The organism is Pedobacter immunditicola (genome assembly GCF_037482985.1).
Lineage (GTDB): Bacteria > Bacteroidota > Bacteroidia > Sphingobacteriales > Sphingobacteriaceae > Pedobacter > Pedobacter immunditicola.
The window spans coordinates 1-12975 of sequence record NZ_JBBHKC010000008.1 but is presented as its reverse complement, the minus strand read 5'-3'; the positions used below and the strand labels follow the sequence as shown (position 1 = coordinate 12975).

Annotated in this window: 9 protein-coding genes; 8 read left to right on the top strand and 1 reads right to left on the bottom strand. The window is 41.6% G+C overall.

The genetic code is table 11. The annotated features are described in order from the left end of the window. The first annotated feature begins 6 nt into the window (after nt 1–6). The 8 genes from WG905_RS14675 to WG905_RS14640 all read left to right on the top strand — a co-directional run bounded on the left by WG905_RS14675 (nt 7) and on the right by WG905_RS14640 (nt 11580). Complete coding sequence (locus WG905_RS14675; protein WP_339592489.1) at nt 7–1710, top strand: TonB-dependent receptor; 1704 nt, start codon at nt 7–9, stop codon at nt 1708–1710. A gap of 54 nt (nt 1711–1764) precedes the next feature. Then, nucleotides 1765–3087 (top strand): HU domain-containing protein, encoded by a 1323-nt coding sequence (locus WG905_RS14670; protein WP_339592488.1) that lies wholly within the window; start codon nt 1765–1767, stop codon nt 3085–3087. A 1-nt stretch (nt 3088) separates the two neighbouring features. Continuing rightward, nucleotides 3089–3799 carry a MotA/TolQ/ExbB proton channel family protein gene (locus WG905_RS14665; protein ID WP_339592487.1) on the top strand — a complete coding sequence of 237 codons (711 nt, stop codon included), beginning with the start codon at nt 3089–3091 and terminating at the stop codon, nt 3797–3799. Next, complete coding sequence (locus WG905_RS14660; protein ID WP_339592486.1) at nt 3799–4200, top strand: ExbD/TolR family protein; 402 nt, start codon at nt 3799–3801, stop codon at nt 4198–4200. Before WG905_RS14665 ends, WG905_RS14660 begins: the two co-directional genes overlap by 1 nt. Next, complete coding sequence (locus WG905_RS14655) at nt 4200–5015, top strand: energy transducer TonB (protein ID WP_339592485.1); 816 nt, start codon at nt 4200–4202, stop codon at nt 5013–5015. Before WG905_RS14660 ends, WG905_RS14655 begins: the two co-directional genes overlap by 1 nt. A gap of 27 nt (nt 5016–5042) precedes the next feature. Next, entirely contained in the window at nt 5043–6329 is a 1287-nt protein-coding gene (locus tag WG905_RS14650; RefSeq protein ID WP_339592484.1) for a bifunctional folylpolyglutamate synthase/dihydrofolate synthase, read from the top strand. A 121-nt stretch (nt 6330–6450) separates the two neighbouring features. Next, complete coding sequence (gene pafA / locus WG905_RS14645) at nt 6451–8118, top strand: alkaline phosphatase PafA (protein WP_339592483.1); 1668 nt, start codon at nt 6451–6453, stop codon at nt 8116–8118. Nucleotides 8119–8187: 69 nt separating this feature from the next. Then, entirely contained in the window at nt 8188–11580 is a 3393-nt protein-coding gene (locus WG905_RS14640) for a methylmalonyl-CoA mutase family protein (protein WP_339592482.1), read from the top strand. A gap of 120 nt (nt 11581–11700) precedes the next feature. Here WG905_RS14640 and WG905_RS14635 read toward each other — a convergent pair whose 3' ends face one another. After that, nucleotides 11701–12681 (bottom strand): acyl-ACP desaturase, encoded by a 981-nt coding sequence (locus WG905_RS14635; protein ID WP_339592481.1) that lies wholly within the window; start codon nt 12679–12681, stop codon nt 11701–11703. Nucleotides 12682–12975: the final 294 nt, after the last annotated feature.

Below are 12975 nucleotides of genomic sequence, written 5' to 3'. Positions count from 1 at the left end.
CGCAAAATGACATTAAGGAAATTATTATATACTACAGTATTTTTTATTACAGCGGGTACTTTAAGTTTGCAGGCACAGGACAAGAAAGAGACCGATACCAAAGCAGAAGACAAAACCATCGCAGAAGAAATTGAGGTAGTGAGACCTTATAAACCTGTATTGGCGGAAGCAGTTAAATTAAGGAGAAGCCCGGATTTAAGCGATATAAAAACTTATAAAGCAAAATACAATTACGGGATCACCGACAGAAAACTGGAGCTAAACGCGGACATCAATAAATTACAGGCACAGCAAGTTGCTGATGAGCGTAAAGAACAGTTGATCAACAACTACCTTAAAGGTGGTCTGGGTACTTCGGGAACAACATTAGCGGAAGCTTACTTCAATATTGGACGTGACGAAGGCATGCAGTTGGGTGGTTTCTTCAGACATTTTGGACAAGAAGGCGATTTAAACGCACAAAAGTTTAATCAGCAACAACTATCTGTGTTCGGAAGGAGCATACTTGATCAGTTTACGCTGAGCGGAAAAGTAAATTACCAAAGAAACGGCTTGTATTTTTATGGCCAGGATACTGACAATGCATTTATAAACGATAACCCCGCCAAACAAGCCTTCAACTTCTTTGAAGGTGAAGGTGAAATTGCCAGTAAGTATACTACTGATGAAGATGCGCTAAGCTATGCTGCTAAAATCAATGGTTATATGTGGGGTGATCATTACAGTGCCAAAGAGAATTCCATAGTTTTAAATGGATACCTGAATAAAAGAATCAGCAGTTTTAATTTAGGACTTGCCGGATCAGTAGAATTAGGGAACACCAAAGATCAACTGGTGAGTGTAAACAATAACCTACTAAAATTAAATCCTTACATCAGGTTACAGGCAAAGGGCGTTAAAATTAATGCAGGAATTAATTTCGTACAGGAATTCGGTGACTTTTCTGAGACCAGGATCTTCCCGGCAGTAACTGCAGATTTCACCCTGATCCCTGATTACTTACAAATATTTGGTGAGCTGAAAGGTGATGTACACAGAAACTCCCTGAAAGAATTAACAGACGACAATCCATTCTTGACCAACAATATCCAGATTCAAAACACGGTGGAGAAAATAAGCTTCACTGCAGGTATTAAAGGTACAGGCGGACCTGGTTTTGGTTATAAAGCAAAAGTATACCACAAAGAATTAGATAATTTGCCTTTGTTTGTGAACAACTACAATAGCCCACAACAATTTGATGTCATCTATGAATTCGGAAAAACCAAATTGCTAGGTGTTGAAGGTGAACTGTCTGTGCAGGTAAGCAATGCCTTGAAATGGACCGGGATGATCAACCTGGAAAGCTACGAACCAGATCGTGAAACTGAAGCCTGGTTTAAGCCGCAATTAAGAGTAAGCTCGAACTTGTTATACAACATCAATGACAAATTAAGTTTCAATGCTGCCGTAGCACTACAGGATGACAGCAAGGCTAAATTATATAATGCAGCACCATCTTCGCCTTATGTTGTCCCAAATACGGACATCGAGCGTGTGGTAAATATAAAAGGTTTCGTAGATTTGGGAATTGGAGCCTCTTACAAGATCAATAATAAGTTTTCTGTATTTGCGAATGCCAATAACTTGTTAAATAACAAAAACGGCAGGTTCCTTTATTACCAGGCTATCGGATTTAATGGATTTGGTGGATTAACCTATTCTTTCTAACCGGTTTCAAATTAATAATTGGTTGATAAAGAATTAAAATTTATTTTTACCAAAATGGATATATTATCGTACTTAGCAGAAGTTATTCAAAATAATAAAGAAGTGGGTGTCCCCGAACTGGGGACCTTCTTTAAAAAGAAGTCGCCAGGTAGGTATGATGCTGAGCTCCATTCTTTTCTTCCTCCAAGTTACCAACTGGCCTTTTCGCCGGAAGTAACCGAGGACATACTATTGTCTGAGTACATCAGCAAACAACACAATTTATCCGAAGAATCTGCTAATTACCATATCGACCAGTTTGTTGCCAATTTAAAAGAGCGACTTGCTGAAGATCGCGAACTTGAATTAAAAACACTTGGAAAATTCACTTTAACAGCTGGAGAGTTGCAATTTCATCCAAACCCTAAGTTAAACCTGGGTTTTAAATTTTACGGGCTTCCAGACGTTGCGGAAGAAATTACCGAAAAAGAGGTGGTTGATCTGGAAACTCCGGCAGTTCCTGTAATTACATCAGTCCCTGACGTCACTACTCCTGCTGAAACTGAAGCTCGGGCACCTGATGTCGAAAAAGAGGACATCAACATTACTGATCAGGAAGATAAAGCTCCTTTAAATAAACAGAGCTTTGTAAAAGAAGAAGAACTGGAAGCGATCATCGCTGAAAATAATTTAGAAGAGGAAAATCCTGGTAATTTACCGGATGAACCGATTTATACACATGAACCTGAATTTCTTACCAATACGGAGAGTAATAGCAGGACCGGTGATGAACAGGTAAATTACCAGATTGATGAAACCGAAGAACGTTCAACTCCGACCTATTTAAAAGTAATCATCGCCATTCTTGCCTTACTTTGCATCACCATGGCGTTGTTCTTATGGAATCCGGTTTGGTTTGACAATTTAATCAACAGGAATAACGGTCAGTTACCGGTGAACCCAGTTACCGACAGTGTATCGCTGAACAAGGGCGGCTCCGGGTTACGGGATACACTAAACGAGGAATCTAAAGCCCTACCGGTTGGTACCGATACCCTTAAGAAAGACAGTGTGCAGGCAAGTCGACCTGTTACAGCTACTCCGGCGACGGCTACAACGGAACCAGCACCACCAGCAGTACTTCCAAAGGGAACCACCTTTGAAATTATCGGGTCGTCAGTTTACAGTGAGAAAGAAGCAGAACGTTTCATTGCTTCCATGAAGAGAAAATGGGGTATCAATGCAAAAGTGGTCAGCAAAAGACCAGGCAAGAAAATAAAAATCAGTATTGCCACCTATAAAGATGAGAAAACTGCCCGTGCAGAGCGCGCCAGATTAGAAGATAAAATTAAAATACCAGGACTATACATTTACACAAACACACACAAAGAAGACTAATATGATTACATTGTTACAGGGTGCCAGTGATACGGCTAACCAAATTATTGATACAGCAAACGTAGTAAATCAAGCTGTAACGACTGCACCTCCGGAAGTCCACTTTATTGACCTATTGTTCCTTGGTGGTTGGGTAATGATACCGCTAGCCGCACTTGCTTTTTTAGGCTTGGTTATATTTATTGAACGTTACATCACCATCCGTAAATCTTCGAAAACAGAGACGAATTTAATGCTTCAAATCAAGCAATACATTCAGGACGGAAGGTTGGAGAATGCAATTACTTTATGCCGCAATACACGCTCGCCTCTTGGAAGGATGCTTGAAAAAGGCTTAAAAAGAATTGGTCGCCCTATCAAAGACATTGAGGGAGCCATTGAAAACACCGGGAAACTGGAAGTATCAAAACTGGAAAAAAACATTGGTGTTTTAGGGATCATCGCTGGTATTGCACCAATGCTGGGTTTCGTAGGAACCATTATCGGGGTAATTACTATTTTCCATGATGTATCCATTAAAGGTGCCATTGAAATTGGAACCATCTCCGGTGGTTTATACACCAAAATGATCACTTCAGCAACCGGATTAATTATTGGTATCATTGCATACGTTTTATACCATATTTTAAATATGATGGTGGAAAGAATCATTTTAAGAATGGAAACTGATGCAATTGAATTTATTGACTTATTGGAAGAACCAGGCAAATAATGAATCTGCGAAAAAGAAGTAAAGGAACGGTTGAGGTCAATACCTCAGCCCTAAACGACATTATGTTCTTTCTGCTGTTGTTTTTTCTGCTGGCATCTGCCGTAGTTAATCCTCAGGTAGTGAAATTATTACTTCCAAGATCTGAAAGCGGACAACAATCTACGGCACAAAAAACCGTTACAGTTTCTATAGATGAGAAGTTAAATTATTTTGTTGAAAAACAACAGGTAACCCTCGAAAATCTGCGAAGTACGGTGGAGCCCTATCAACAGGCCAACCCCGATTTAACCCTCGTACTTTATGTAGCAAGAGGTGTTTCTATAGAAAACACAATGCAGGTTTTTGATGTTGCTAATCAGTTGAAACTTAAAGTTGTATTGGCTGTAGAACCTAAGAAATAATGACATACGATCAGGAAGATAATAACTATCCAAAGGCTTTCGCTATTGCGACAGTCATCATGGCTATCCTTATTGCTTTGAGTTATTTCATTGCAATAGGGACCTTTAAACCTGTGGAAGAAGGTATGGGCGGTATGGTAGTTAATTATGGTACTGCGGTAACCGGCATGGGTACAGATTATACCAGTATTGAAGAACCATCGGCAGATCCGAACGCAAATAATAAGGCACCTGACAAGGTTGTTCCTGAGCAACAGACAATTCAGGAATCAACTCCTCAGGCAAGTGATAAGGAAGTGGCTACACAAAGTACGGAAGAAGCGGTGAGCATCAATACAAAAAAAACCAAAGCTACTGCTACGCCCAATGCTGCAGTAGAAGAAGATAAACCAGCAAAACCGACGATTAATCAGAATGCCTTATACAAAGGAAAAGCCAATAAAGGCACTGGTGGTGGGGATGGAACAGGCACTACCCCAGGAAACCAGGGCAGTGTGAATGGCGATCCACTAAGCAATACCTATGGCGAAGGGGGCTCGGGCTTTGGTGAAACACCCATTGCTTTAAGAAGGTTTACTAATTTAGTTACCCCTCAGGACGACGGACAAAAAACAGGAAAAATAGCGGTCAGAATTTCCATCAATAAAGAAGGTATTGTGATCAATGCGGTGCCTGGTGTTAAAGGAACGACTTTGAATGACCGTGAGTTGTGGCAGAAATGCAAGGAAGCCGTAATGGGTGCCCGTTTAAATCAATCCGCCAACGCCCCTGATGTACAAGTGGGCGTAGTGGTCTTCAACTTTAAAGTAAAATAGAAGTCCTGTTACCGAAGATTCATCTTAATGACTTATTTACAAACTATCGACTACCTATACAGTAAACTACCCATGTTTACGCGTATAGGTGCTGTTGCTTATAAAAAGGACCTGCATAACACGTTGGCCCTATGCGAGGAATTGGGAAACCCTCAGCATCAATTTAAAACGATCCACGTGGCTGGCACCAATGGAAAAGGTTCAACCTCACATATGCTGGCCGCAATTTTACAAAAGGCAGGTTATAAAACCGGTCTTTACACCTCCCCTCACCTGAAAGATTTCCGCGAACGCATCAGGATCAATGGTGAAATGATAGCTGAAGGATTTGTGACTGAATTCGTAGCAGCACAACAGGGACCGATTGAAGCTTTAAATCCTTCCTTTTTTGAAGTAACGGTGGCCATGGCCTTTTCCTATTTTGCAAAAGAAAAAGTCGACATCGCAATCATTGAGGTCGGACTTGGCGGCAGACTTGATTCCACAAATATCATTACGCCCGAACTTTCTGTCATTACCAATATCAGTTTAGACCATACCAATTTATTGGGCGACAACCTTAAGGCTATTGCCGGGGAAAAAGCGGGGATCATTAAACCATCCATCCCGGTGGTCATCGGAGAAAGACACCCGGAAACAGATGAGGTATTTATTCAAAAAGCCCGCGAGACGGCCAGTCCGTTGGTTTTTGCTGAAGACGAACTCCACTTTTCGGAGCGCCGGAAAGATCCACAATATCTGGTGACGACGGTAAAAAAAGGTAATGAGGTAATTTACCCTGACTTGCAGCTCGATTTAACTGGCACTTACCAGTTAAAAAACGGGCAAACTGTAATAGCAGCTGTTTTAAAGCTTAAAGAGCTGGGTTATCATATTCCCGATGAAGCCGTTTATGCCGCATTAAAAAATGTGAAAGGCATTACGGGTCTGCAAGGCAGATGGCAAACCATTTCTAATGCTCCACTAACGATTTGTGATACCGGGCATAACCTTGCCGGTATGAGTGAAGTTGTAAAAAACATCGAAAACACAGCCTATCATAAACTGCATATGATCATCGGTGTTTTAAAGGATAAAGATGTGAATGGTGTTTTGGCCGTATTGCCCACAAAAGCCACCTATTACTTTACCCAACCACAGCTGGAACGTGCGCTGCCGGGAGTCATACTTGCGGAGCAGGCTGCAGTACACCAGCTTTATGGTCAGGTTTATGATCATGTAGATGTTGCGCTAAAAGCAGCCAGAGCAAATGCTGCACCAGATGACCTGATTTTTATTGGCGGAAGCACATTCGTTGTCGCAGAAGTTATATAATATCTTTACAACAACTAATGGCTTTTGATTCTCAAGATCAATACATTTGCATTCCCTTAATATAATGATGAAGTCATTATAAGCTTCCAGCTTAGCTTCATTACGATAAAAACTATAATAGATGAAAAAATCATTTTTACAGCTATCAGCACTGCTGATATTGTGCATGCCGGTTTTTGCGCAGAAGAAAGTTAATAAGCAAACTTCAGGGGCAAATTATCCGGCTACTGTCGACCGCCCTAAACTGGTGGTTGGTTTCGTAGTTGATCAAATGCGTTGGGATTATCTCTACCGCTATTACGAGCGATACGGCAATGGTGGCTTCAAAAGATTAATTAACCAGGGCTTCTCTGCCGAAAATACTTTTATATCCTATATACCGACGATTACCGCGGGCGGACATGCCAGTATCTATACAGGTTCTGTTCCTGCCATTAACGGTATTATCGGGAACGACTGGTTCGATCCGCAGTTAGGCAGAAATGTTTACTGCACAGAAGATAAAGCTGTAAAAACGGTAGGTAGCACCTCCAATGCCGGAGAGATGTCTCCTAAAAATATGTTATCCAACACCATTACTGATGAGTTGAGACTGGCAACAAATTTCGAAAGCAAGGTAATTGGCATCTCTTTAAAAGACAGAGGTTCTATTCTGCCTGGCGGACATTCAGCCAATGGTGCTTATTGGTATGATGGTGCAAGCGGTAACTGGATCACCAGTACTTATTACAGAAATGACTTGCCGGCATGGGTTTCTGAATACAACAGCGCAAAAAATACGGATAAGTTTTTAGCAAAAGACTGGAACACTTTATACCCTATTGAAACCTATACCCAAAGTTCAACAGACAACAAGCCTTACGAAGGTAAATTTAAGGACGCAGCGACGAGTAGTTTCCCACATGTATTGAAAGATGCTGTCGGCAAAAACTACGGTTTGATCAGAAGTACACCACATGGTAATACCATGACCATTGATCTGGCAAAAATCGCCATAGAAGCCGAAGGCCTGGGTAAAGATAAGGTTACAGATTTTCTTGCAGTAAGCTGTTCTTCTACAGACTATGTTGGCCACCAATTCGGTCCAAATTCCATTGAAGCGGAAGACACTTATTTACGCCTCGATAAAGACCTGGAAACATTTTTAAATTACCTTGATAAAACCGTTGGTAAAGGCAATTACTTATTCTTCTTATCAGCAGATCATGGTGCAGTACAAGTTCCGGGCTTCCTGACTGAAAACAAGATTCCTGCAGGAACCATCAGCTCCAGCCAGATCAGCAAGGATCTGAATCTTTTACTGGAGAAAGAATTCAATATCAAAAACAGTGTTTCTGCAGTAATTAACTACCAGGTAGTATTTAACAAGCCATTGATCAGAGAGCAAAAAGGCGATTTTGAAAAAATGAAACAGGTGGTGATTGATTACCTTGAACTGCAGGAAGGGATTTTAGATGCTGGAGATTTGACAAAGATCAGCAGTACTACCTTGCCCGAAGAATTGAAGAAACGCCTAAGCAATGGTTACAATGCCCGGAGAAGTGGTGATGTGTATATGGTGTTAAAACCAAATTGGCTGTCAGGCGGTAAAACTGGCACCTCACATTCGGCCTGGTATCCATATGATGCACATATTCCGCTTGTATTTATGGGATGGAACGTGAAGCCTGGTAAAACAAACAAGAATTATTACATGTCTGACATTGCCGCTACCCTCGCGGCCATGCTGCATATTCAGATGCCTAATGGCAGTGTTGGAGAGCCGATAACGGAGCTCACCCACCAATAAAATTAAAAAGCCGCACAACCTGCGGCTTTTTAATTTTTAGTACCTTTACCTGGCAAGTAAAAACCAAGTATGGAACCCATTGAAGTTTATAAACCTAAAAACAAAATCCGTTTTGTAACTGCTGCTGCATTATTTGACGGGCATGATGCCACCATTAATATCATTCGCCGCATATTGCAATCTTCAGGTGCGGAAGTAATTCACCTGGGCCATAACCGCTCCGTTGAGGAAGTGGTTAATTGTGCCATACAGGAAGATGTACAGGGTATCGCCATGACCTCCTATCAGGGTGGGCACATGGAATACTTCAAATATATGCATGACTTACTCAAAGAAAGGGGTGCATCACATATCAAGATCTTTGCTGGTGGTGGCGGCGTCTTTCTGCCCGCAGAAATAGAGGAGCTTCAGGATTATGGGATATCCAGGATCTATTCACCTGATGACGGCCGCAAAATGGGCCTGCAGGGCATGATCAATCATATGCTTCAGCAGACAGATTACGTGACCCACAGTTCCATGAATGGTGAACTGCAGCGTATACCTGAAAAAGATATCAAGAGCATTGCGGCTGCCATCACTGTGGCAGAAAATAATCCGGAAGCAGCGCAGGCCTTTGTCAATGAACTTAAAAAACTGACATTAGCAAACCAGGCCCCGGTACTAGGGATCACCGGTACAGGTGGTTCGGGTAAATCTTCCCTCGTCGATGAACTGGTGAGAAGGTTTTTAATCGAAGTCAAAGATCAAACGCTTGCTATCATTTCTGTGGATCCATCCAAAAGAAAAACAGGCGGAGCCTTGCTCGGGGATCGCATCAGGATGAATGCTATTAATAACTCCAGGGTTTACATGCGTTCCCTGGCTACCCGTCAAGCCAACCTGGCCTTATCTAAAAACGTACAGGAAAGCATTGACATCTGTAAAGCCGCGGGTTACGACCTCATCATTGTGGAAACTTCGGGCATCGGCCAGTCGGATACAGAGATTACTGAACATTGTGATGTCTCTTTATATGTGATGACACCAGAATTTGGTGCAGCTACACAACTCGAAAAGATCGATATGCTGGACTTTGCAGACCTGGTTGCCATTAATAAATTTGATAAAAGAGGTGCTTTGGATGCTTTGCGCGATGTGCGTAAACAATACAGACGTAACCATAACCTGTTTGATGCTGCTGAAGACAGCATTCCTGTTTATGGCACCATGGCTTCGCAGTTCAATGATCCGGGGATGAACAACCTCTTTACTGCATTAATGCAGAAGATTAAGGACAAGACCGGGGTTGATTTCAAGGCAGATATGTCACTTACCCTGGAGCAAAGCGAAAAAATATACATTATTCCACCTGACAGAATCAGGTACCTGGCGGAGATTGCAGAATCCAGCCAGGCTTATAACGACTGGGTAAACACACAAACAGCAATTGCAAGGAAGCTTTACCAGTTGCAAGGTGTGATTAAGCTGGCAGCAGACGGAGCCTTAAACCAACATGTTCCTGACGCAAAAACTACACTTGAAGCTTTGCAAGCCATCTACCATCACCTGGAAGAACAGCAGGATGGCAATTGTAAACGTTTATTAAGAGCGTGGCCGGAAACAAAGGCGACCTACAGCGCTGCGCATTTTGTGTATAAAGTGCGGGACAAAGAAATAAAACAGCCGCTGTTCTATGAATCCCTTTCAAAATTAAGGATACCAAAAGTATCATTGCCGAGATATGAAGACTGGGGTGATATCCTGCGCTGGTTATTAACCGAAAATGTACCGGGCGAATTTCCTTATACTGCCGGCGTTTTCCCTTTGAAACGGGAAGGAGAAGATCCTACACGGATGTTTGCCGGAGAAGGTGGCCCGGAGCGAACCAACAAGCGTTTTCATTATGTATCATTGGGCCAACCAGCACACCGCCTTTCGACTGCATTTGATTCGGTAACCTTGTATGGTGAAGATCCCCATATACGTCCAGATATTTATGGTAAAATTGGCAATTCCGGCGTCAGTATTGCCACCCTTGATGATGCCAAAAAGCTGTATTCAGGCTTTGACCTCTGCTCGCCATCTACTTCCGTTTCCATGACCATCAATGGCCCGGCGCCGATGTTGCTTGGCTTTTTTATGAATGCCGCTATCGATCAGCAATGTGAAAAGTATATTATAGCAAACGGCTTGCAGGCCGAAGTGGAAGAAAAGATCAAAGCGATTTACGAAAGTACAAATGCAGAAAGACCGGTTTACGCAGGTGGATTACCAGCAGGTAACAATGGACTTGGTTTAATGCTATTGGGTGTGACCGGTGATCAAGTGCTACCAGCAGATATATACGCTAAAATAAAGGCAAAGGCAATTAATAGTGTCCGCGGAACCGTACAGGCAGATATTTTAAAAGAAGACCAGGCACAAAACACCTGTATCTTCTCCACTGAATTTGCTTTGCGAATGATGGGAGATATACAAATGTATTTCATTAATGAAAAAGTGCGTAACTTTTACTCCGTATCCATTTCAGGTTACCATATCGCTGAGGCAGGTGCAAACCCTATATCACAGCTGGCATTCACCTTAAGCAATGGTTTTACTTTCGTAGAGTATTACTTAAGCCGCGGAATGCATATTGACGATTTTGCCCCTAATCTCTCCTTCTTTTTCTCAAACGGCATTGATCCTGAATATGCAGTCATCGGAAGAGTTGCCAGGAGGATCTGGGCTAAAGCCATTAAAAATAAATATAAAGGAAATGACCGGTCGCAAAAGCTGAAGTACCATATTCAAACCTCTGGTCGTTCACTGCATGCACAGGAGATAGATTTTAATGACATCAGAACTACCTTGCAAGCCTTGTATGCCATTTACGATAATTGTAACTCACTACATACCAATGCATACGATGAGGCCATTACAACCCCTACAGAAGAGTCAGTGAGGCGGGCGATGGCCATACAGTTAATCATCAACAGGGAATTGGGACTGGCAAAGAATGAAAATCCATTGCAGGGCGCGTTCATTATAGAAGATTTAACTGATCTGGTAGAAGAAGCCGTGTTACTGGAGTTCAAGCGGATTAACGACAGAGGTGGCGTTTTAGGTGCGATGGAAACCATGTACCAACGCGGAAAGATACAGGAAGAAAGTTTGTATTATGAAACCTTAAAACACAATGGTGAGTATCCGATAGTTGGCGTAAATACCTTTTTAAATAAAAATGGATCTCCAACCATTGTACCGGGAGAAGTCATCCGTGCGACGGAAGAGGAAAAGGAATTCCAAATTACCGCATTAGAAGCTTTCCAACACAGAAATGCAGCTGCAGTACCACAAGTCTTAAAAGATTTGCAGCTTGCTGCTATTGAAGGTAAAAACATCTTTGAAGAGCTCATGGAAGTATGTAAGATCTGTTCACTGGGGCAAATATCCAATGCCCTTTACGAAGTAGGCGGACAATACAGAAGAAACATGTAAGAAGCGCTGTCAGAAGCCCTTAAAAAAAGAACCCTATAAAAAAAGGAAGGCCTGATTAACTCAAGCCTTCCTTTTTTTGTTAGTACTTACATTAAGTACTTGTATGATATTATTCGCTGCTTAAGAATTAATCCAGCTGAATTTATATTCCATAGTAGGGTTTTTCATACGATCTGCAATACGGATCAAACGGTTAGGCAATGCCATGATGTAATCACGGGCTTTTTCACCAGCTTCATTTAAATCACGCATGCCATCAAGGTTCCACTCATCAATTAATTGTTGCATAATTTCAACATAATCAACAGCGGTATATACACCCAAACGTTGTGCAGCATCGGTAAAGTGGCCAAAAGTCTGTCCTATCTTCAATCCCATTTCGCGAAGGAAGTGTGCTGGCATCACAATCTTTTTGCGCATCATGTCTTCAAAAGCAATCATGGCTTCATTCTGATCAACCTCAAAAATTTTGCTCATAAAATCTTTATAAGCTTTAGCATGTCGCGCTTCATCAGAAGCAATCACTCCACACATTTTTGATAGCAAGTTATCACCATCTTTCTTAGCCAGAGAGGCAACCCTTCTGTGCGAAATATTTGTAGCTAATTCCTGGAAGCTGGTATAAATGAAATTACGGTAAGGGTCATGACCTGTACCAATATCAAAACCATCAGCAATAAGGTACTGCGTAGAAGTTTCAAACTGCTTCATATCCACACGGCCCGATAAATAAAGGTATTTATTTAACAAGTCACCATGACGATTTTCTTCGGCAGTCCAATGACGGTTCCATTTCATCCAGCCTCCCTGTTCACTTTTGCTCACACCTTCCACCATGGCAAGCCATGATTCATAGGTAGGCAAAGCTTCTTCCGTAATCGTATCACCTACAAGAACAGCTACAAGATCGTAAGATAGATCTTTAGCCTTCTCCTGCAAATGCCTCACATCCTGAAAGAAAGTGTCACTGGAAGAGTCTGGCAAAAAATCAGCCGGTTGCCAATTAGTATCAATCGGTTTAAGGTAAGTATGCATTGTTTCCAGCATATAGCCTTCTATGTGCAACATTACTTCCCTTCTTTGCTCTGCGAAATGACTCATTGTATGTGTTTTTAATTATGTGCAAAGATAACCAAAATAATTGCATAAAATATGACGCAAATCAATTAATTAGCTTTGTAAAAAAAGATTTAATACGGTTAATACGGTTGAGGTTTTAAATAGCAACTTCCACACAAATAATGAGGGTTTAATTGATGCTGAGCAACATGAATCCAAATTGCGCTCACCTGCAAAACCTGTTTAAGGTAATTATTTAACGCATAAGTTACCAAAAAAATATAGGAAAATTGAAGAACATTTAAAAAGGGGGTGAAATACCTGGGAACAAGCATC